Origin of the sequence: Burkholderia sp. NRF60-BP8, assembly GCF_001522585.2 — a bacterium.
In the GTDB taxonomy this organism is placed as follows: domain Bacteria; phylum Pseudomonadota; class Gammaproteobacteria; order Burkholderiales; family Burkholderiaceae; genus Burkholderia.
Genome location: NZ_CP013373.1, coordinates 2,743,788 through 2,763,227 on the forward strand (window position 1 = coordinate 2,743,788; position 19,440 = coordinate 2,763,227).

Genomic DNA, 19,440 nt, shown 5'->3' on the forward strand with positions numbered 1-19,440 from the left:
GCGTCGGATGACGCACTCCGCATCTTAGCCGTTGCGCACGGACCGCGCCGGCAGCGAATGGGGCGACGCCGGCCTACGCGGCCGGCACGCGGCCCGCGCGCGGCGCCTGCGCGGACAGGTCGGCCCACAGTGCATCGCCGCGCCACGCCGGGCGCGCCGCCGCGCTTTCCGCGTCGTGGACGAGCGCGCAGAGTCGCGCATTGACCGGCGCCGGCGCACCGAAGCGGCCGGCCAGCCGCACGATTTCACCGTTGATCCAGTCGACTTCGGTCGCGCGGCCGGCCGCGAGATCGTCGGACATCGACGACCGCGCCAACGGATCGATCGCGAGCATCCGGCCGCCGAGCACGCGAAACGCCGCATCGGGCAGATCGAGCACGGCCGGAATCCATGCAGCCGGCAACGGCGTCAGCCGCTCCGGCCGGATCGCGGCCCGCGCCAGCCAGTGCAGCGCCTCGCGCTGGGCCAATGCGACGCAGCGCCGGTACGGGCGTTGCGCGAGTTCGTCGCGCAGCGGCAGGTTCGCGAGCGCGTTGATCGCGTTGTTCAGGTTGAGCAGCAGCTTCGCCCACTGCACGGCGCGCATGTCGCGATGCAGCACGAGCGACAATCCGGCGCGCGCGAACATGCTGGCGAACGGCTGCAGCGCCGGCGCCGCGTCGGCCGCGAGCGTGCCGGCCGAACCCTGGTGAAACGCGCCGGGCCCGCGCTCGATCACGTTGAACGGCACCATGCCGGCCAGCACGGTCGCTTGCGGCAACGCGTCGCGCAGCGTGCCGGCGTGGTGCAGGCCGTTCTGGAAGCTGATCACGATCGTGCCGGGCCGCAGCACGCCGGTCAGTTGCGCGGCGGCCTCGCGCGTGGCGGCAGACTTCACCGTGACGAGCACGAGCCGCGCGTCGGCCGCCGCAGCCGGATCGGTCGCGAATCCGACATCTGCCGGCGCGAGCGCCGCGCGATAGCCGCGCCGATCGGTCAGCGTGAGCCCGTGTCGACGAATCGCGTCGCCGATCCGTGCACGGCCGACGAGCGTCACGTTCGCGCCGGCCGCCGCAAGGCGGCCGCCGAGATAGCAGCCGACCGCGCCTGCGCCGAACACGCAGACCGGCCCGGCCGGCCCGTCAGACATGCGAATGCGCGCCGCCGTGCACCGGGCCCGCGCGCCGCTCGACTTCGCGGCGCACGTCGCCGCGCAGCCCCGCGAAGAATGCGATCTCGGCGACGACGAACAGCGGCCCGACGATCAGACCGACCAGATCGTCGACGAACGCGGGTTTGCGGCCTTCGAACCAATGCCCGACGAACTGCACGATCCAGCCGACCACGAACGCGCCGACGCCGATCGCGAGCCATTGCGCGGTCGGCAGCAGCGCCAGCGCCTGCGCGGCCCACAGGCCGAGCGCGAGCAGCACGGTCATCACGATCCCGAACCGCAGGTCGAGACGCAGGTAGAACGCCGCGGACACGACGGCGAGCAGCAACGCCGGCGACAACGCAATGCCGGCCGGCGCGCCGATCGCCGGCCGCGACAGCAACACCTCGACCGCGAACACGATCATCGGGATGCCGACCAGATGCGTCGCGATGTTGCGCGCGTCGCGATGGTAGGCCGCATACTGGGAAAGATGGTCTTCGAGGGTTTTCATGGCGTCTCCTGATCGGTTATCGAGCGCTATGATGCGCGTCACGCCCGAGAACCTCTGTCAGCTACCCGACATCGCGTGCCCATGCCTTCCTCGCTCGCCCCATACCTGCCGCAGATCGAAGCGAACCCGTGGTTCGCCGCGCTGCCGCCCGCGCTGCGCACCGAACTGATCGCCCGCGCGACGCTGCGCCGTCTGCCGTCCGGCCACGCGCTGTTCCGGCGCGGCGATCCGCCGTGCGGGCTGTACGCGGTGCTGGCCGGTTCACTCACGATAGGTGCGGTCGATCCGCAGGGCAAGGAAACGCTGCTGACGGTGGCCGAGCCGGTCACGTGGTTCGGCGAGATCGCGTTGTTCGACGGCCAGCCGCGCACGCACGACGCCATCGCGCTCGACGACGCGCTGCTGCTGCACGTGCCGCAGGCCGCGCTGCTCGCGATCCTCGATGCGACGCCGCAGTACTGGCGGCAGTTCGCGCTGCTGATGGCGCAAAAGCTGCGCCTGAGCTTCCTGACCGTCGAGTCGATGAGCGTGATGCCGGCCGCGCAGCGGCTCGCCGCGCGACTGCTGATGATCGCCGAAGGCTACGGCGGCATCAGCGCCGGGCGCACGCACGTCCGGCTGTCGCAGGAGACGCTCGCGTCGATGCTGTCGCTGACGCGGCAGACCACCAACCAGCTGCTGAAGGCGCTGCAGGCCGACGGCGTCGTACGGCTGCACGTCGGCGAGATCGAGCTCGTGGACATCGACGCGTTGCGCCGCGCGAGCGGGCTCGGCGACGGCACGCACTGAACGCCGCACAACGGCCGCCATTCGGCCTCGATCGGCCTCGATGCGCTGCCCGCGGCCGCCGAGTTGCGCTATCGTGGCGGCTCGTTCCGTCCGCCGCCCGCACCGTCTTGAACACGTCGACCCTTCCCGCCCCCGCGCGCCATCCGTGGCCCGTATTCGTCGCGTTCCTGCGGCTCGGCCTCACGTCGTTCGGCGGGCCGGTCGCGCATCTCGGCTACTTTCGCGCGGAATTCGTCACGCGGCGCGGCTGGCTCACCGAGCGCACTTATGCGGATCTCGTCGGGCTGTGCCAGTTCCTGCCGGGGCCGGCGAGCAGCCAGGTCGGGATGGCGATCGGTCTCGCGCGTGCCGGCTATGCGGGCATGTTCGCCGCGTGGCTCGGCTTCACGCTGCCATCGGCGCTGCTGATGATGCTGTTCGCGCTCGGCGTTCACGCATCGGGCGCGCCGATCGAAGCGGGCGCACTGCACGGGCTGCGCATCGTGTCGGTCGCGGTGATCGCGCAAGCCGTATGGGGCATGGCGCGTACGCTGTGCCCGGATGCGCGGCGCGTCACGCTGATGGCCGCGGCCGCGTGCGTCGCGCTGCTCGCGCCGGCCGCCTGGACGCAAGTCGCGGTGATCGTCGTGGCGGCAGCGGCCGGGCTCGTGCTGCTGCCGCAACTGGCGCGCGACGCGCATGAACCGTTGCCGCTGCACGTGTCGCCGCGGGCGGGCGTACTGTGGCTCGCCGTGTTCGCGGCGCTGCTCGTCGCCCTGCCGTTCGCGGTCCGCGCGCTGCGCTCCGATACGCTCGCCGTCGTCGACGCGTTCTTCCGCACGGGTGCGCTCGTGTTCGGCGGCGGCCACGTGGTGCTGCCGCTGCTGCAGGCGGCTGTGGTCGCGCCCGGCTGGGTCGGCGATTCGGCGTTTCTCGCCGGGTATGGGGTCGCGCAGGCCGTGCCGGGGCCGCTGTTCACGTTCTCGGCATTCCTCGGTGCGTCGCTGCGCGATGCGCCGAACGGCTGGCTCGGCGGCACGATCGCACTCGTGTCGATCTTCGCGCCGTCGTTCCTGCTCATCGCCGGCACCGCGCCGTACTGGGAGCGTCTGCGCCGCAGCGCGCGGATGCAGGCCGCACTCGCCGGCGTGAACGCGGCCGTCGTCGGGCTGCTGCTCGCCGCGCTCTATCACCCGGTCTGGACCGACACGATCGTCGCGCCGCGCGACCTGGCCGCCGCGCTGGTCGCCTTCGTCGCGCTGGTGTTCTGGCGCGTGCCGCCGTGGGCCGTCGTGGTCGCGAGCGCGGCGCTCGGCTGGCTGCTCGGCATGGCCGGCTGATCCGGCCCACGCGCCGCGTTCGGGCGGGACAAAAAAACAAAAAGCCCTCGAAACGAGGGCTTTTTCGATGCCGCGCGCCGCGACGGCGCGCAAGCGCCGGACTTACGCGAAGTTCTTCGCGGCGAAGTCCCAGTTCACGATGTTCCAGAACGCTTCGACGAACTTCGGACGTGCGTTGCGGTAGTCGATGTAGTACGCGTGTTCCCACACGTCGATCGTCAGCAGCGGCTTGTCGGCGGTCGTCAGCGGCGTGGCTGCGTTGCTCGTCGACACGATGTCGAGCGAACCGTCGGCCTTCTTCACGAGCCATGCCCAGCCCGAACCGAACGTGCCGACTGCCGCCTTCGAGAACGCTTCCTTGAATGCGTCGTACGAACCCCACTTCGCGTTGATCGCATCGCCCAGCGCGCCCGTCGGTGCGCCGCCGCCGTTCGGCGACAGGCTGTTCCAGAAGAACGTGTGGTTCCAGATTTGCGCGGCGTTGTTGAAGATGCCGCCCGACGACTTCTTGATGATCTCTTCCAGCGGCAGGTTCTCGAATTCCGTGCCCGGGATCAGATTGTTCAGGTTCGTCACATAAGCCTGATGATGCTTGCCGTAGTGGTACTCGATCGTCTCTTTCGAGATGGTCGGCGCGAGTGCGTCTTCAGCGTACGGGAGCGGCGGGAGCGTATGAGCCATGGCGATTCCTTCGTTGAGTATGTAGGGAGGCTGTGTTGAATGCTGCCGAGCGTCCGATTGTAGGCGAGGACGAATATCCCCGCAAACTCACGGGCCATTTATCCGCGGTATGCGGAAAAGCGATGCTGGCGCAACGTCCGGCAGGACGAACCCGACGATGCGCAGCATTCGTGCCCGGTCGCGCGACCCGCGTTGCGGCGTTCGTCGCGTTTCGCTCGCGCCGCTTACGTCAGATCGTATCGGTCAGGCGCGGCTGCACGTCGGCGAGCGACACGTCGGCCGAGCCCTCGGCGAGATGCACGGTCAGGCGCCGCTGCGGCTTCAGCGCGTTCGGCGCACGCACCGCGCGGCCCGTCTGCGCATCGATCAGCGCCGCATAGCCGCGCTCGAGCGTGCGCTGCGGGCTCAGCACCTCGAGCCGCGCCGCACAGGCTGACACACGCGCCGTGTCGCGTTCATGACGGCGCTGCAATGCGGTCGCGAGCCGTTGCGACAGTCCCGCGAGCGCGTGGCGCGCCTGTGACGGATCGGGCCGCGCGCGCTGCCAGCGCAGCTGCGCGAGCGCGAAACGCGCCCGTGCATCGCGCACCGGCCGCGCTGCGGCCGACGCCAGCCGCACCGCGAGCTGCTCGACGTGCGTGCGCTGCCGCTGCAGCCGCTCGGCCGGGCTCACGAGCCGGCGCGCGAGCCAGTCGAGCTGCTGCGCACGCTGCTCGAGCCGGCGCGCCATGCCGCGCGCGAGCGCACGCCGGCGGTCGTCGACCTCGCGCAGCAGCAGCGCGCGCTGCGGGCTCGCGAGTTCGGCCGCACCGGTCGGCGTCGGCGCGCGCAGGTCGGCCGCGAAGTCCGCGATCGTGAAGTCGGTTTCGTGCCCGACGCCGCTCACCACCGGCAACTCGCTCGCCGCGATCGCGCGCGCCAGCGCTTCGTCGTTGAACGACCACAAATCCTCGATCGAGCCGCCGCCGCGACAGACCAGCAGCACGTCGACCTCGCGCCGCGCATTCGCGGTCGCGACGGCCGCGACGAGCTTTTCGGCGGAACCGGCGCCCTGCACGGGGGCCGGATAGACGATCACCGGAATGTGCGGCGCGCGCCGCGCGAGCGTGGTCAGCACGTCGCGCAGCGCAGCGGCCTGCAGCGACGTGACGATGCCGATCGCGCGCGGGTGCGCCGGCAACGGCCGCTTGCGCTCGGGGGCGAACAGGCCCTCGCCTTCGAGCTGCGCCTTCAGCCGCAGGAACGCCTCGTACAGGCGCCCCTGCCCGGTGCGCCGCACCGCTTCGACATTGAGCTGCACTTCGCCGCGCGGCTCGTACATCGTGACGACCGCGCGCACCTCGATGCGGTCGCCTTCGCGCGGCGTGAATTCCGCGTATTGCGCGCGGCCGCGGAACATCACGCAGCGCATCTGCGCCTGCTGGTCCTTGATCGAGAAATACCAGTGGCCGCTCGCGGCGCGCGTGAAATTCGACACTTCGCCGGAAATCCACAGCAGCGGAAACGAACGCTCGAGCATCGTCGAAATCGCACGATTGAGCGCCGAAACGGGAATCACTTCGTCGCCGCCGCGCGTGGCGCCGGGTGCGGAAAAAGGAGAATCGGAAAGCATGGGCGGTCGGATGAATGCTGGCGGCGTCACGATAGTCCGACATGCACGCGACGTCCAGCGCCGCCGCATTCGCCGCCGGGCACGGCAAAGGTGTCCACACTCTGGCATTCGTCCGCGTAAAACGCTCGGAAACCGCTAAAAAAGCCAGACAATTCTTTGTAACACGTTGATTTTTATAATTTTTTAAAGCTTTCAGAATGATTCTCATCCGATTCGATGCCCGCCGGACGGGCGTTTGAGGCAATCGACCGGGGAGTTTTTCACAGAGTTATCCACAGCCCGACCCGATCCGGCCCCGCACGCTACAGCGGCCCATCGCGCTTGCCGCCCCCGCGTGCGGCGCGCTAGAGTGCCGCCTTCCACGGACCCTGCGGCATGCGCCGCCCAACGGAGAATCCGCCTTGACGAATCCGTCCCTCGCCGCGGCGCACGACGCGCCGCGCCCGGCCCGATGAGCGCGCCCGGCGGCCCGCTCGCGCGACTCGAAGCGCGTCTGACACGCGAATGGCAGCGGCGCGGCGCGCTCGCGTGGGCGCTCACGCCGTTCGCATGCGTGTTCGGCCTGTGCGCGGCGTTGCGGCGCACCGCTTACGCGCAAGGCTGGAAGCAGCCGGTCGACGTCGGCGTGCCGGTGGTCGTGGTCGGCAACGTGACCGTCGGCGGCACCGGCAAGACGCCGACCGTGATCGCGCTCGTCGACGCGCTGCGCGCGGCCGGCTTCACGCCCGGCGTCGTGTCGCGCGGCTATGGCGCGAACGTGAAGGCGCCGACCGCCGTCACGCCGGCGTCGCGCGCGGGCGCGGCCGGCGACGAACCGCTCTTGATCGCGCGCCGCACCGGCGCGCCCGTATGGGTGTGCCCGGACCGCGTCGCGGCCGCGCAGGCACTGCGCGCCGCGCACCCGGACGTCGACGTGATCGTCAGCGACGACGGCCTGCAGCATTACCGTCTCGCGCGCACCGTCGAACTCGTCGTATTCGACCACCGGCTCGGCGGCAACGGCTTCCTGCTGCCGGCCGGCCCGCTGCGCGAGCCGCTGTCGCGGCACCGCGACGCGACGCTCGTCAACGATCCGTACAGCGGCGCGCTGCCGCCGTGGCCCGACACCTACGCGCTCGCGCTGACGCCCGGCGCCGCGTGGCACCTCGACCAGCCCGCGCTGCGCCGCCCGCTGTCGCAATTCGCGAACGAACGCGTGCTCGCCGCAGCCGGCATCGGCGCGCCGGAACGCTTCTTCGCGACGCTGCGCGCGGCCGGCCTCGCGCCGGCGACCCGCGCGCTGCCCGACCATTACGCGTTCGCCGACAATCCGTTCGTCGACGACGCCGTCGATGCGATCCTGATCACCGAGAAGGATGCAGTAAAATTGGGCGCTTCCTGGCGCGACGCCCGACTGTGGGTGGTCCCCGTCGAAGCCGCGCTCGACCCTCGCCTCATTGCCCTCGTTGTGGAGAAACTCCGTGGACGCTCGCCTGCTTGAAATCATTGTGTGCCCTATCTGCAAAGGCCCGCTCCACTACGACCGTGCCGCGCAGGAGCTGATCTGCAACGCGGACAAGCTCGCCTACCCGATTCGCGACGGCATCCCGGTGATGCTCGTCGACGAAGCGCGCCAGACCGTCGAAGGCACGCCGGTCGACCCGGCCGGCCGCTGAACCGCCGCGCCGCTCGCCCGGCGCACCGATTCGAAACCGGCGGCCCGGCCCCGGCCGGGTCGCCGCAGTCCGCCGGGCGACCGGCTTCCGGCGTCGCCCGCCCCGTTCTTCCCAACGCTCCCGATGACTCACCCGCAACCCTTCATCGCCGTCATTCCCGCCCGGCTCGCGTCGACGCGGCTCCCGAACAAGCCGCTCGCCGATCTCGGCGGCAAGCCGATGGTCGTGCGTGTCGCCGAGCGTGCGCGCGAGGCGGGCGCGCAGCAGGTGCTCGTCGCCTCCGACGCGCAAAGCGTGCTCGACGCGGCGCGCGATCACGGCTTCGAAGCGGTGCTCACCCGCGCCGATCACCCGTCCGGCACCGACCGGCTCGCGGAAGTCGCGGCGGCCTTCGGCTGGCGCGACGACACCGTCGTCGTCAACGTACAGGGCGACGAGCCGCTGATCGACCCCGTGCTCGTGCGCGACGTAGCGTCGCACCTGGCCGCGCATCCGGCGTGCGCGATCGCGACCGCGGCTCACCCGATCCACGACGCGGCCGACGTATTCAACCCGAACGTCGTGAAGGTCGCGCTCGACGCGCAGAGCGTCGCGCTGTACTTCTCGCGCGCGCCGATTCCGTGGAGCCGCGACGCCTATCAGCCGCACTGGCCGAACGTCGCGGCCATGCCGGCAGCGGCTTTCCCGGTCTATCGACACATCGGCCTCTATGCGTATCGCGCGCGTTTCCTGCGCACCTATCCGTCACTCGCGCAGGCGCCGATCGAACAGGCCGAGCAGCTCGAACAGCTGCGCGCGCTGTGGCACGGCGAGCGCATCGCGGTGCTGATCACCGAGTCCGCGCCCGAAGCCGGCATCGACACGCCCGCCGATCTCGCGCGCGTGCAGGCCCTTTTTCAGCCGGGTTCAAAATAACCCGTGGCATAATCAGGCGATTGTGCGAGCCGTCCGCGACCAGCGCGTCCTCGCTTGACCCCGCCCGTGGCCTTGCCGGCAGCCGCGCGTCGCCCTGGCCGACGCGCCGCATCAGACCGATCCGCCGCGCGCCGGGCAAGCCCCGCGCCCGCCGTCGCCGACGCCTTCGTGTCTCGCCACACGAATCTACATACTTGGAGATATCACCATGCGTTTGATCCTGTTGGGCGCGCCCGGCGCGGGAAAGGGCACCCAGGCAAACTTCATCAAGGAAAAATTCGGCATCCCGCAAATCTCGACGGGCGACATGCTGCGTGCGGCCGTGAAGGCCGGCACGCCGCTCGGCGTCGAGGCGAAGGGCTACATGGACGCCGGCAAGCTCGTGCCGGACGCGCTGATCATCGGCCTCGTCAAGGAACGCCTGAAGGAATCCGACTGCGCGAACGGCTATCTGTTCGACGGTTTCCCGCGCACGCTCGCGCAGGCTGACGCGATGAAGGAAGCCGGCGTCGCGATCGACTACGTGCTCGAGATCGACGTCCCGTTCTCGGAAATCATCGAACGCATGAGCGGCCGCCGCACGCACCCGGCATCGGGCCGCACGTACCACGTCAAGTTCAACCCGCCGAAGGTCGAAGGCCACGACGACGTGACGGGCGAACCGCTGATCCAGCGCGACGACGACAAGGAAGAAACCGTCAAGAAGCGTCTCGAAGTGTACGAAGCGCAAACCAAGCCGCTGATCACGTACTACGGCGACTGGGCGCAGCGCGGCGAGGAGAACGGCCTGAAGGCGCCGCAGTATCGCAAGATCTCGGGCCTCGGCACCGTCGACGAAATCCGCGAGCGCGCGTTTGCCGCACTGAAGTAAGCCGCGCGTCGCGCACCCGCAAGCCGCCCGTTCCGGGCGGTTTTTTTTGGCTACTGCGACGTGCACGACCGCGTACGTGTCGCCGCTGCGCTGTGGCACCCCGTACGATCGGCGAACGCGCGGGTCGTGCCGACGGCGCGATCCGGATGCGGCCGACGTCGCCGCACGCGCGCAAGAAAAAAACGCCCGCGATGCGGGCGTTTTTTCCGTGTGCCGGCGGCGGCGCGCGAGCGCCTCAATCTTCGCCGTCGCGCTGCATCCGCTGCCGCAATTCGCTGACCTGCGACTCGACGACGGTCGCGTCTTCCGCCTCCGGCCGCTCGCCGAGATACTGCTCGAGATCCTCGAGCGCGGGACGCAGGTAGTCGAGCCGCGCATATGCGAAGCCGCGGTCGCGCACTTCGTCGAGCTGCTCGGGCAACAGGATCACGAGCCGCTGCTGCACCGCGAGCAGCCGCTGCCAGCGTTCCGTCTGCAAGTAGATCGTCTTCAGGTTGCGCAACATCCGCGCGATGATCTCGCGGCTCGTCGCGGGCTGCAGCAGCGCGCGCAACGCGCTGTCGACCGCACCGGCCGCGCGCGCGACGTACGGCTCGAGCATCTCGACCATCTCGGCTTCGGACAGCGAATGGCCGTTGGTCGGATCGATGATCAGGTCGCCGTCCGGCAGCGTCACGCGCAGCAGGAAATGACCGGGGAACGACACGCCGCGCGCCGGCACGCCGATCTGCTCGGCGAGCTCCAGGTACAGCACCGACAGCGAGATCGGGATCCCGCGCCGCCGTTTCAGCACGGCGTTCAGGTGGCTGTTATCGGGGTCGTAGTAATCGTTGTGATTGCACGCGAAGCCGAGCTCGCGGAAGAAAAAGTCGTTCAGCGCGGCGACGCGGCCCTTCAGGTCCGTATCGTCGGCCAGCCGCCGGCGCAGCCGCGCGGCCAGCATGTCGAGTTCGGCCAGCGTGCCCTGCAGGTCGAGGTCGGGATACGCGTCCTGCGCCAACGACAGCGCGGCTTCCGTCACGGGCAGACTGTCGTCGTCCGCCACGAGCGTGCTGAAGTAGTCGAGGACGCGGGTCATTGCGGTCGTCACTTGGCGCGCCTTCTGAAGTAAGCGTATTTGAAGCCCATCACCCACAACATACCGAAATATAGTGCAGCAAACAGCACGAGGCACGCAGCCATCAGCGCAATGCGATCGAGCGGCTGCGCGCGCATCCCGGTCCAGTCGAAACTGATCGCGCACCAGTGCATCAGGCCCGCGAGCACGAGCGCCGCGCCAACGAGCTGCACGAAGAAGCGCAGCCAGCCCGGCGACGGCTGGTAGATGCCGCGCTTGCGCAGCCCGAGGAACAGCAGCAGCGAGTTCAGGCATGCGCCGACACCGATGCTCAGCGTGAGGCCCGCGTGGCCGATCAGCGGCACGAACACGTAGTTCGACAGCTGCGTGACGATCAGCACGCCGATCGCGATCTTCACGGGCGTCTTGATGTCCTGCTTCGCATAGAAGCCCGGCGCGAGGATCTTGATCAGGATGATGCCGACGAGGCCGATCCCGTAGGTGGCGAGCGCGCGCGCGACCATCGTGACGGTATGCGCGTCGAACTTGCCGTAGTTGAACAGCGTCGCGGTGAGCGGCGTCGCGAAGAAGAACAGCGCGAGCGCGCTCGGCGCCGCGAGCAGGAACGTGACGCGCAGCCCCCAGTCGAGCAGCGCCGAATATTCGTGCGAATCGGCGTCGACGTGCGCCTTCGACAGGCTCGGCAGCAGGATCGTGCCGAGCGCGACGCCGAGCAGCGCCGTCGGGAATTCCATCAGGCGGTCGGCGTAATTGATCCACGACACGGCGCCCTGCCCGAGCCGCGACGCGATGTTGGTGTTGATGATCAGCGACAGTTGCGCGACGGACACCGCGAACGTCGCGGGCACCATCTTCGCGAGCACGCGCTTCACGCCCGGATGACGCAGCGCACGCAGCGGGTTGAGGCCGATCAGCGGCACCATGTCGATCTTCTTCAGGCCCGGCAACTGCACGAGAAACTGCAGCACGCCGCCGACGATGACGGCCCACGCGAGCGCGTAGACCGGCACCTTCAGGTGCGGCGCGACGAACACGGCCGCGGCGATGAATGCGACGTTGAGCAGCACCGGCGCGAACGCGGGCAGCGAGAAGCTCTTGTACGTGTTCAGCACGCCCGACGCGAGCGTGGTCAGCGAAATGAACACGATGTACGGGAACATGATCCGCGTCATCGTGACCGCGAGCGGGAACGCCTGGCCGTCGCCGTGCAGGCCGGACGCGACCGCGAACACGACCCACGACGCGCCGGCGATCCCGACGACCGACAGCGCGGCCAGCGCCCACGCGAGCACGGTGGACATCGCGTCGACGAGCGCCTTCGTCGCATCGTGCCCCTGCTGGTTCTTGAATTCGGCGAGGATCGGCACGAACGCCTGCGAGAACGCGCCTTCGGCGGACAGGCGGCGCAGCAGGTTCGGAATACGGAAGGCGACGTAGAACGCGTCGGTGTATTGACTGGCGCCGAACGCACGGGCGATCAGCGTCTCGCGGGCCAGTCCGGTCACGCGCGACAGCAGCGTGAAGCCGCTGACCGTCAGCAGGGCTCGGAATAGATTCATGGGGCGCTTATTATACGGACGTTGCGCGGCACGGCATGGCCGGATGCCGAAAAGCGCACCCGCCGCACCTGCCCGGCATGCGTGGGCGACGCCAAACTTGCCACGCGCTTGATTTTGTTGCTATAATCCGCCGTTTCTGGGCTTGCCACATGCGTTGCGCCTGACGTTTCCATGGGTCGGCTCCGGTAAAATCACCGTTTTTTATGCGCCCCTGGGCAATCGCTCTCAGGGGACGGATCGAAAAGCAGCGCTTGGCCGTCTAGGCTCCAAGCTCTGGAAACAGGACAGGATAAGGAACCGTCATGGCTAACTCCGCACAAGCACGCAAGCGCGCCCGCCAAGCCGCGAAGGCAAATTCGCACAACTCGGCGCTGCGCTCGAAATTCCGTACCGCGATCAAGTCGGTTCGCAAGGCCGTTGAAGCCGGCGACCAGGCAAAGGCTGCCGAACTGTTCAAGGCTGCCGTGAAGACGATCGACACGATCGCCGACAAGAAGATCGTTCACAAGAACAAGGCCGCTCGCAGCAAGAGCCGCCTGGCCGCAGCCGTCAAGGGCCTGCAGGCAGCAGCGTAAATCTGGTGCGCCCGCTAGCGCGGGCGCTCCTGTTTCCTGCGATCGCAAAAAAACCCGCGAATGCGGGTTTTTTTGTTGCCTGTCGCCTGCGCATCACGCACGGCGGCGGCATTCGTCCGGGCGGGCGCGGCACGCGCCCTCGCCCGTCGACATCACTCACTTCTTCGTGTTGTAGTCCGGCAGCTCGCACGCCTCGGTCACGACGAGGTTGTTGTCCTTCGCGAAATTCAGCACGAAATCGAACGCCATCGGCTCGATGTCGCGCAACCGCGAATCGAGGATCACGCATTTCAGGTCGCCGAGCATCGTCGGGCGCACGTACAGCGAATACTTGAGACGCGCATTCGGCCCGCTCGCCCCCGGCCCGAAGCAGGCCATCACACCGGCCAGGCGTTCCGACCAGTCGCTCGGGCGAAACTTTTTCCCGTCTTTCGTGATGCCCTGGATGAAAAATTCGGTCGGAGGGGTTTCAGCCATGTGGTTACCCAAGTGACGGCCCGGCGATGCCCAGGCAACGGCGCCTGGGTACGCGAACACAAAGCTGGAGGGTCGGCGGCACGAGCCGATCGATATCCCGAAAACGGGGCGTCGAGGCGCGCCGCCGGTGGACTGCACCGGATGTGTGCAGCGCACGGCTTGTGTCCGGCAGAGCGCGAAAAGCCTTGCCTGCCGGGCTGGAGAAAACTTTCGGATTATACCGCAGCGCGCCATCGCGCGTCGTCCCGACACCCCCGCTCCCGCGCCGCCGGCCGTACGCGGCGATCCCGCGTCGCGTCGCGCCACGGCTCGTCAAAGCACGGAAAATCCTTTATGCTGCTTTGAGTTATCCACACCCGACGGCGGCGCCGTCCGGCCTCGCTGCCGGGTGAGACCCGCCGTATTTCGTTTCATGACCGCCAAAACCATTCGTCACTACCTGCAGTTCAAGGATTTCTCGCTGGAAGACTACGAGTACGTGCTCGAACGCACGGGTATCCTGAAGCGCAAGTTCAAGAACTACGAGACCTATCACCCGCTGCACGACCGCACGCTCGCGATGATCTTCGAGAAGAGCTCGACGCGCACGCGCCTGTCGTTCGAGGCCGGGATCTTCCAGCTCGGCGGCCACGCCGTCTTCATGAGCACGCGCGACACGCAGCTCGGCCGCGGCGAACCCGTCGAGGATTCCGCGCAGGTCATCTCGCGAATGGTCGACATCATCATGATCCGCACGTTCGAGCAGGACGTGATCACGCGCTTCGCGCAGAACTCCCGCGTGCCGGTGATCAACGGCCTGACCAACGAATATCACCCGTGCCAGGTGCTCGCCGACATCTTCACGTACTACGAGCACCGCGGCCCGATCGCCGGCAAGACCGTCGCGTGGGTCGGCGACGCGAACAACATGCTGTACACGTGGATCGAAGCCGCGCAGATCCTCGGCTTCAAGCTGCGCCTGTCGACGCCGCCCGGCTACGCGCTCGACATGAAGCTCGTGTCGCCCGACAGCGCGCCGTTCTACGAGGTGTTCGACGATCCGAACGAAGCGTGCAAGGGCGCCGATCTCGTGACGACCGACGTATGGACGAGCATGGGTTTCGAGGCCGAGAACGAGGCGCGCAAGCAGGCATTCGCCGACTGGTGCGTCGACGAGGAAATGATGGGCCATGCGAATCCGGATGCCCTCTTCATGCACTGCCTGCCCGCGCACCGCGGCGAGGAAGTGACGGCCGGCGTGATCGACGGCCCGCAAAGCGTCGTGTGGGATGAAGCGGAAAACCGCCTGCACGTGCAGAAGGCGCTGATGGAGTTCCTGCTGCTCGGCCGCCTCAAGCACTGACGCGCCGCAACGCGCACGCGTAAAAAAGCGCCGGTCGACGATCGGCGCTTTTCGTTTGGATGCACCCGAACCGGCGCGCGCACTGCGTTACAGACAGACCGGCTCCGCCTCCAGCTCGACGCCGAACCGCGCGCGCACGTCGGCCTGGATCGCCCGCGCCAGCGCGAGCACGTCGGCGCCGGTCGCGCCGCCGCGATTGACGAGCACGAGCGCCTGGCGGTCGTGCACGGCCGCCGCCCCGAGCGCGCGACCCTTCCAGCCGCAGCGGTCGATCAGCCAGCCGGCCGCGAGCTTCACGTGCCCGTCCGGCTGCGGATACGACACGATCTCCGGCGCGCGGGCGCGCAATGCATCGAACTGCGCGGCGTCGATCACCGGATTCTTGAAGAAGCTGCCCGCATTGCCGAGCACCAGCGGGTCGGGCAGCTTCGCGCGTCGGATCGCGACGACCGCGTCGAACACGTCGCGCGGCGTCGCCGCATCGGGCGCGATGCCGCGCGCGTCGAGTTCGCGCGTGACGTCCGCATAGCCGAGCCGCGGCGCCCATTGCTTCGGCAGCCGGAACGTCACCGCGACGATCGCGAACCGGCCGCGCCCTTCCCGCTTGAAGAAACTGTCGCGATAGCCGAACGCGCAGCGCGCGGCGTCGAAACGCTCGCGGCGCCCCGTCGCCAGCTCGACCGCGACCAGGGAATCGAAATACGCCTTCATCTCGAGGCCGTACGCGCCGATGTTCTGGATCGGCGCGGCGCCGACGGTGCCCGGGATCAGCGCGAGATTCTCGAGGCCCGGCATCCCGTGCTCGAGCGTCCACGCGACGAACGCGTGCCAGTTCTCGCCGCCGCCGGCCTCGACGTACCACGCGTCGTCGTCCTCGCGCACGACGCCGCGGCCCGCGATCTCGTCGAGCAGCACGACGCCGTCGAAATCGCGCGTGAACACGATATTGCTGCCGCCGCCGAGCACGAGCTGCGGCAGGTTCGCGACCCGCGGGTCGCGATGCAGCGCCTCGAACTGGGCCGCCCGGGTGATGCGCGCGGCGAAACGCGCGCGCGCGGCGATGCCGAACGTGTTGTGCGCGGCGAGCGGATGGTCGGGAAGCAGCGACAGGGCGGAATCGTCAGGAGGCATCGGCATTCGCGGTCACGTCGGCCCGGGCGGCGCATGGCCGGCCTTGGGCAAACGGAGGGGCATCGGTAAAATGGCAAACAGTCCGCAATTATAGCGAGTGCCCGCGCGCGAGCCGGGCGCCCGCATCTCAAGGGAGAATGCCATGCCATCGTTCGACGTCGTTTCCGAAGCGAACATGATCGAAGTGAAGAACGCCATCGAGCAGTCGAACAAGGAAATCTCGACGCGCTTCGACTTCAAGGGCTCCGACGCACGCGTCGAGCAGAAGGAACGCGAACTGACGCTGTTCGCCGACGACGATTTCAAGCTCGGCCAGGTCAAGGACGTGCTGATCGGCAAGCTGGCCAAGCGCAACGTCGACGTGCGCTTCCTCGACTACGGCAAGGTCGAGAAGATCGGCGGCGACAAGGTCAAGCAGATCGTCACCGTGAAGAAAGGCGTGACGGGCGACCTCGCGAAGAAGATCGTGCGCCTCGTGAAGGACAGCAAGATCAAGGTGCAGGCGAGCATCCAGGGCGACGCGGTGCGCATCTCGGGCGCGAAACGCGACGACCTGCAAAGCACGATCGCGATGCTGCGCAAGGACGTGACCGACACGCCGCTCGACTTCAACAACTTCCGCGACTGACCGACCGCCGGCCCGTCGCGTCGTCCGGCCGGGCCCCGCCTACGCGGCGCGCGCGGCGCGCGGCAAGCGCCGCGCGTTCTCAGGCTTTTCCGCCGTCCTGCGCGCCGCCGTCCGCGGCCGCCTTCTTCTTGTCGCCGATCCGGCTCTCCTGCCCCGCCAGCAGCTTCGAAATGTTGCCGCGGTGACGCCACACGAGCAGCACGCTCATCGCGAGCACGGCCCAGGCGATCGGGTTATGGCCGGTGCCGAACTGGAACACGTCGAACACCGGCGCGAACACAGCCGCCACCAGCGCCGCGAGCGACGAATAGCGGAAGAAGAACGCGACGATCAGCCAGGTCAGCGCGGTCGCGAGCCCGAGCACCGGGTGCACGGCGAGCAGCACGCCGGCCGCGGTCGCGACGCCCTTGCCGCCCTGGAAGCGGAAGAACACCGGGTACAGATGGCCGAGGAACACCGCGATCGCGACCCACGCGACCGCGACGTCGGGCAGGCCGAAGCGCCGGGCGAGCCAGACGGCGATCCAGCCCTTGAACGCGTCGCCGACGAGCGTCAGGATCGCGGCCTTCTTGTTGCCGCTGCGCAGCACGTTGGTCGCGCCGGGATTCTTCGATCCATACGAGCGCGGGTCGGCCAGGCCCATCACGGAACTGACGATGACGGCGAACGACACCGAACCGATCAGGTAGGCAACGAGGGCGGCGAGCAGGATCTGCATGCGGGGAACTCTTCTTTCAACGTATCGGGAAAGGGACGGCGGTGCGCGGCAAGCCGGCACGCCGAAACGGCGCCCATTCTACCGAACGGGCGCGGACTGCCACGAAGGTGAAACCCTCAGTCGACGCTCGCGCACTGCACGGGCTGCGCGCCGAGCAGCGACGTGAGCACCGCCGGCGCGAGGCTGACGAGGTAGCCGCGCCGGCCGCCGTTCAGGTAGATCGTCGGCAATTCGAGGATCGTCGCCTCGACGTAGACGGGCATCGCCTTGCGTGTGCCGAACGGCGACGTGCCGCCGACGAGATAGCCCGAATGGCGGTTCGCGACCTCGGGCTTGCACGGCTCGACCCGCTTCGCGCCGATCTGCCGCGCGAGATTCTTCGTCGACACGGTGCGGTCGCCGTGCATCAGCACGATCAACGGCTTCGCGTGTTCGTCTTCCATCACGAGCGTCTTCACGACGCGATGCTCGTCGACGCCGAGCTGGCGCGCCGATTCGCCGGTGCCGCCGTGCTCGACGTATTCGTACGGATGCTCGCCGAATGCGACGCCGTGGCGGCGCAGCAACTGGGTCGCGGGGGTTTCGGACACGTGTCTGGATTTGCTCATGGCGGCATTTTAATGGCGAACGATCGGCGCGCGCGATGGCATGCCCGCGCCGACGCTATACTCGCGGCCCGTTTTCCCGCCGGCGGCCCGCCGCATCGCGACGACGATCGCACGCGTCATCGTTGCGGACATCGCGAAGCGCTATTGCCCGATTGGCCGATTGTGGCGCGCGCTCAGCCATGGCACGATCGTTCGCAAATATCGTCGGCCGCCGCCGGCCCCTCTTCTGGAGACGCCATGTCCTCGCCTCGCCGCTCATCCGAATCGCTCGACGTCGATGCGCTGCTCGCCGCGCTGCCGCGTCGCATCGCCGACGTGCCCGCCCATCGGGCCGCGCAAGCGCCTGCGCATCCGGCGCTGATCGAAGATGCGCGCCGCCTGTCGTACGGCGAGCTGGCGCGGGCCATCGAAGCGGCGGCGGCACGGCTGGCGAGCCTCGGCGTGCAAGGCGGCGACCGCGTGATGATCGTCGCGGAAAACTGCGTCGCGCAGATCGTGCTGATGTTCGCGGCCGCGCGCCTCGACGCGTGGGCGCTCCTGTCGAACGCGCGGCTGTCGGCCGCCGAGCTCGACGCGATCGCCGCGCACGCGCGCCCGAAGCTGGTCGCGTTCACGACGGACGTCTCCCCCGATGCGCGCGCCCATGCCGAGCGGCTCGGCGCCACACCCGCCGGCGCGCTGCCGGTCGACATCGGCGCGTGGTCGTATCGGGTCGATGCGGGCGCGCCCGCCGAACCGGTGGCCGCCGACGGCGCCGAGCAATGCGCGGCGTTGATCTACACGACGGGCACGACCGGCATGCCGAAAGGCGTGATGCTGTCGCACCGCAACCTGTTGTTCATCGCGGCGACGTCGAGCACGCTGCGCCGCGTGTCGCCCGACGACGTCGCCTACACGGTGCTGCCCGTGTCCCACGTATACGGGCTCGCGTCGGTGTGCCTGGGCAGCCTGTACGCGGGCGCGACGCTACGGCTCGCGCCGCGCTTCTCGCCGGAAGCCGTCCGCGTCGCGCTCGCCGACGAAGGCGTCACGATCTTCCAGGGCGTGCCCGCGATGCACGCGAAGCTGCTCGAACACCTGCACACGCACGGTCACGCATGGCGCGCGCCGCGGCTGCGCTTCGCGTATTCGGGCGGCTCGCCGCTCGACGCGAACCTGAAGGCGCGCGTCGAGCGCCTGTACGGCGTGCCGCTGCACAACGGATACGGGATGACCGAAAGCAGCCCGACGATCACGCAGACGCCGCTCGACGCGCCGCGCACGGACAGTTCGGTCGGCGTGCCGATTCCGGGCGTCGACCTGCGGATCGTCGCGCCGGACGGCGCCGACGTGCCGCGCGGCGAAGTCGGCGAGATCCGCGTGCGCGGGCCGAACGTGATGCTCGGCTACTACCGCGACGCGGACGCGACGCGCGCGGCCGTGTCGCCGGACGGCTGGCTGAGCACCGGCGATCTCGCGCGGCAGGACGCGGACGGCGCGGTGACGATCGCGGGCCGCAGCAAGGAGCTGATCATCCGCTCGGGCTTCAACGTGTATCCGGTCGAGGTCGAACAGGTGCTGAACGCGCATCCGGACGTCGTGCAGGCGGCCGTGATCGGCCGCGCGATCGAAGGCAACGAGGAAGTGCTCGCGTTCGTCGAGCTGGTGCCGGGCGCGACGGCGAACGACGCGGCATTGCACGCATGGTGCGCGGACCGGCTCGCGGCTTACAAACGCCCTGCGCATATCCGCGTACTCGCTGCCCTGCCGGCCGCGTCGACCGGCAAGGTGCTCAAGCACCGGCTGCGCGAACTGGTCTGACGCGGCCACCGCACACGGGTGAGCCCGCATCGGCGC

Annotated in this window: 20 protein-coding genes; 10 read left to right on the forward strand and 10 right to left on the reverse strand. The window is 68.8% G+C overall.

The window, feature by feature from the left end:
* Positions 1 to 73: 73 nt before the first annotated feature.
* Both WS54_RS26280 and WS54_RS26285 read right to left on the reverse strand, forming a co-directional pair.
* A complete protein-coding gene (locus WS54_RS26280; RefSeq protein ID WP_059782216.1) occupies positions 74 to 1,129 on the reverse strand; it encodes a 2-dehydropantoate 2-reductase in 1,056 nt (351 codons plus the stop codon).
* A complete protein-coding gene (locus tag WS54_RS26285; RefSeq protein ID WP_059782214.1) occupies positions 1,122 to 1,646 on the reverse strand; it encodes an Mpo1 family 2-hydroxy fatty acid dioxygenase in 525 nt (174 codons plus the stop codon). The genes WS54_RS26280 and WS54_RS26285 overlap by 8 nt, the downstream gene beginning before the upstream one ends.
* Before the next feature lie 81 nt (positions 1,647 to 1,727).
* Between WS54_RS26285 and WS54_RS26290 the strand changes: the two genes are divergently transcribed.
* Entirely contained in the window at positions 1,728 to 2,435 is a 708-nt protein-coding gene (locus tag WS54_RS26290; RefSeq protein ID WP_059782212.1) for a Crp/Fnr family transcriptional regulator, read from the forward strand.
* A gap of 107 nt (positions 2,436 to 2,542) precedes the next feature.
* Positions 2,543 to 3,754 carry a chromate efflux transporter gene (chrA, locus tag WS54_RS26295; RefSeq protein ID WP_059782210.1) on the forward strand — a complete coding sequence of 404 codons (1,212 nt, stop codon included), beginning with the start codon at positions 2,543 to 2,545 and terminating at the stop codon, positions 3,752 to 3,754.
* A 102-nt stretch (positions 3,755 to 3,856) separates the two neighbouring features.
* On the opposite strand, the gene sodB is transcribed toward chrA, so the two are convergent.
* Positions 3,857 to 4,435 carry a superoxide dismutase [Fe] gene (sodB, locus tag WS54_RS26300; RefSeq protein ID WP_034208212.1) on the reverse strand — a complete coding sequence of 193 codons (579 nt, stop codon included), beginning with the start codon at positions 4,433 to 4,435 and terminating at the stop codon, positions 3,857 to 3,859.
* A gap of 229 nt (positions 4,436 to 4,664) precedes the next feature.
* Positions 4,665 to 6,047, reverse strand: a complete 1,383-nt coding sequence (xseA, locus tag WS54_RS26305) for an exodeoxyribonuclease VII large subunit (RefSeq protein WP_034208213.1) — start codon at positions 6,045 to 6,047, stop codon at positions 4,665 to 4,667.
* 451 nt (positions 6,048 to 6,498) lie between these two features.
* On the opposite strand from xseA, the gene lpxK reads away from it, so the two are divergent.
* From lpxK to adk, 4 genes are all read left to right on the forward strand, one after another.
* Positions 6,499 to 7,527, forward strand: coding sequence for a tetraacyldisaccharide 4'-kinase (gene lpxK / locus WS54_RS26310; RefSeq protein WP_027812762.1), 1,029 nt, complete (start codon positions 6,499 to 6,501; stop codon positions 7,525 to 7,527).
* Complete coding sequence (locus tag WS54_RS26315; protein ID WP_006482216.1) at positions 7,508 to 7,702, forward strand: Trm112 family protein; 195 nt, start codon at positions 7,508 to 7,510, stop codon at positions 7,700 to 7,702. The genes lpxK and WS54_RS26315 overlap by 20 nt, the downstream gene beginning before the upstream one ends.
* 123 nt (positions 7,703 to 7,825) lie before the next feature.
* Positions 7,826 to 8,617 (forward strand): 3-deoxy-manno-octulosonate cytidylyltransferase, encoded by a 792-nt coding sequence (gene kdsB, locus WS54_RS26320; protein ID WP_034208215.1) that lies wholly within the window; start codon positions 7,826 to 7,828, stop codon positions 8,615 to 8,617.
* A gap of 208 nt (positions 8,618 to 8,825) precedes the next feature.
* Positions 8,826 to 9,488 (forward strand): adenylate kinase, encoded by a 663-nt coding sequence (adk, locus tag WS54_RS26325; protein ID WP_059782207.1) that lies wholly within the window; start codon positions 8,826 to 8,828, stop codon positions 9,486 to 9,488.
* 235 nt (positions 9,489 to 9,723) lie between these two features.
* Here the strand turns inward: adk and WS54_RS26330 are convergent, their stop codons facing one another.
* Both WS54_RS26330 and murJ read right to left on the reverse strand, forming a co-directional pair.
* Complete coding sequence (locus tag WS54_RS26330) at positions 9,724 to 10,566, reverse strand: SirB1 family protein (protein ID WP_011546044.1); 843 nt, start codon at positions 10,564 to 10,566, stop codon at positions 9,724 to 9,726.
* A gap of 8 nt (positions 10,567 to 10,574) precedes the next feature.
* Positions 10,575 to 12,125: a murein biosynthesis integral membrane protein MurJ gene (murJ, locus tag WS54_RS26335; protein ID WP_059782205.1), complete on the reverse strand. Its 1,551-nt coding sequence runs from the start codon at positions 12,123 to 12,125 to the stop codon at positions 10,575 to 10,577.
* Positions 12,126 to 12,427: 302 nt separating this feature from the next.
* Here murJ and rpsT point away from each other — a divergent pair, with 302 nt between their 5' ends.
* Positions 12,428 to 12,700, forward strand: coding sequence for a 30S ribosomal protein S20 (gene rpsT / locus WS54_RS26340; protein ID WP_006482211.1), 273 nt, complete (start codon positions 12,428 to 12,430; stop codon positions 12,698 to 12,700).
* A 156-nt stretch (positions 12,701 to 12,856) separates the two neighbouring features.
* Here rpsT and WS54_RS26345 read toward each other — a convergent pair whose 3' ends face one another.
* Positions 12,857 to 13,177, reverse strand: a complete 321-nt coding sequence (locus tag WS54_RS26345; protein WP_011546046.1) for a DUF3579 domain-containing protein — start codon at positions 13,175 to 13,177, stop codon at positions 12,857 to 12,859.
* A gap of 412 nt (positions 13,178 to 13,589) precedes the next feature.
* Here WS54_RS26345 and argF point away from each other — a divergent pair, with 412 nt between their 5' ends.
* Positions 13,590 to 14,519: an ornithine carbamoyltransferase gene (gene argF / locus WS54_RS26355; RefSeq protein WP_006482207.1), complete on the forward strand. Its 930-nt coding sequence runs from the start codon at positions 13,590 to 13,592 to the stop codon at positions 14,517 to 14,519.
* 87 nt (positions 14,520 to 14,606) lie between these two features.
* On the opposite strand, the gene murB is transcribed toward argF, so the two are convergent.
* Positions 14,607 to 15,656, reverse strand: coding sequence for a UDP-N-acetylmuramate dehydrogenase (gene murB / locus WS54_RS26360; protein ID WP_034208218.1), 1,050 nt, complete (start codon positions 15,654 to 15,656; stop codon positions 14,607 to 14,609).
* Positions 15,657 to 15,792: 136 nt separating this feature from the next.
* Between murB and WS54_RS26365 the strand changes: the two genes are divergently transcribed.
* Positions 15,793 to 16,278: a YajQ family cyclic di-GMP-binding protein gene (locus WS54_RS26365; RefSeq protein ID WP_034208219.1), complete on the forward strand. Its 486-nt coding sequence runs from the start codon at positions 15,793 to 15,795 to the stop codon at positions 16,276 to 16,278.
* Positions 16,279 to 16,357: 79 nt separating this feature from the next.
* On the opposite strand, the gene plsY is transcribed toward WS54_RS26365, so the two are convergent.
* Both plsY and ybaK read right to left on the reverse strand, forming a co-directional pair.
* Positions 16,358 to 16,996 (reverse strand): glycerol-3-phosphate 1-O-acyltransferase PlsY, encoded by a 639-nt coding sequence (gene plsY, locus WS54_RS26370; protein ID WP_059782202.1) that lies wholly within the window; start codon positions 16,994 to 16,996, stop codon positions 16,358 to 16,360.
* A 116-nt stretch (positions 16,997 to 17,112) separates the two neighbouring features.
* Positions 17,113 to 17,604, reverse strand: a complete 492-nt coding sequence (gene ybaK / locus WS54_RS26375; RefSeq protein WP_034208221.1) for a Cys-tRNA(Pro) deacylase — start codon at positions 17,602 to 17,604, stop codon at positions 17,113 to 17,115.
* 237 nt (positions 17,605 to 17,841) lie between these two features.
* Between ybaK and WS54_RS26380 the strand changes: the two genes are divergently transcribed.
* Positions 17,842 to 19,404, forward strand: a complete 1,563-nt coding sequence (locus WS54_RS26380; RefSeq protein ID WP_059782201.1) for a class I adenylate-forming enzyme family protein — start codon at positions 17,842 to 17,844, stop codon at positions 19,402 to 19,404.
* Positions 19,405 to 19,440 lie beyond the last annotated feature (36 nt).

What these genes read in the sequence shown, in the direction of transcription:
- xseA (WP_034208213.1), bottom strand. Translation starts at nt 6,047, where the DNA reads ATGCTTTCCGATTCTCCTTTTTCCGCACCCGGCGCCACGCGCGGCGGC.
- WS54_RS26380 (WP_059782201.1), top strand. Translation starts at nt 17,842, where the DNA reads ATGTCCTCGCCTCGCCGCTCATCCGAATCGCTCGACGTCGATGCGCTG.
- WS54_RS26365 (WP_034208219.1), top strand. Translation starts at nt 15,793, where the DNA reads ATGCCATCGTTCGACGTCGTTTCCGAAGCGAACATGATCGAAGTGAAG.
- argF (WP_006482207.1), top strand. Translation starts at nt 13,590, where the DNA reads ATGACCGCCAAAACCATTCGTCACTACCTGCAGTTCAAGGATTTCTCG.
- murB (WP_034208218.1), bottom strand. Translation starts at nt 15,656, where the DNA reads ATGCCGATGCCTCCTGACGATTCCGCCCTGTCGCTGCTTCCCGACCAT.
- WS54_RS26285 (WP_059782214.1), bottom strand. Translation starts at nt 1,646, where the DNA reads ATGAAAACCCTCGAAGACCATCTTTCCCAGTATGCGGCCTACCATCGC.
- WS54_RS26280 (WP_059782216.1), bottom strand. Translation starts at nt 1,129, where the DNA reads ATGTCTGACGGGCCGGCCGGGCCGGTCTGCGTGTTCGGCGCAGGCGCG.
- adk (WP_059782207.1), top strand. Translation starts at nt 8,826, where the DNA reads ATGCGTTTGATCCTGTTGGGCGCGCCCGGCGCGGGAAAGGGCACCCAG.
- WS54_RS26290 (WP_059782212.1), top strand. Translation starts at nt 1,728, where the DNA reads ATGCCTTCCTCGCTCGCCCCATACCTGCCGCAGATCGAAGCGAACCCG.
- WS54_RS26345 (WP_011546046.1), bottom strand. Translation starts at nt 13,177, where the DNA reads ATGGCTGAAACCCCTCCGACCGAATTTTTCATCCAGGGCATCACGAAA.
- murJ (WP_059782205.1), bottom strand. Translation starts at nt 12,125, where the DNA reads ATGAATCTATTCCGAGCCCTGCTGACGGTCAGCGGCTTCACGCTGCTG.
- WS54_RS26330 (WP_011546044.1), bottom strand. Translation starts at nt 10,566, where the DNA reads ATGACCCGCGTCCTCGACTACTTCAGCACGCTCGTGGCGGACGACGAC.
- sodB (WP_034208212.1), bottom strand. Translation starts at nt 4,435, where the DNA reads ATGGCTCATACGCTCCCGCCGCTCCCGTACGCTGAAGACGCACTCGCG.
- ybaK (WP_034208221.1), bottom strand. Translation starts at nt 17,604, where the DNA reads ATGAGCAAATCCAGACACGTGTCCGAAACCCCCGCGACCCAGTTGCTG.
- kdsB (WP_034208215.1), top strand. Translation starts at nt 7,826, where the DNA reads ATGACTCACCCGCAACCCTTCATCGCCGTCATTCCCGCCCGGCTCGCG.
- rpsT (WP_006482211.1), top strand. Translation starts at nt 12,428, where the DNA reads ATGGCTAACTCCGCACAAGCACGCAAGCGCGCCCGCCAAGCCGCGAAG.
- plsY (WP_059782202.1), bottom strand. Translation starts at nt 16,996, where the DNA reads ATGCAGATCCTGCTCGCCGCCCTCGTTGCCTACCTGATCGGTTCGGTG.
- lpxK (WP_027812762.1), top strand. Translation starts at nt 6,499, where the DNA reads ATGAGCGCGCCCGGCGGCCCGCTCGCGCGACTCGAAGCGCGTCTGACA.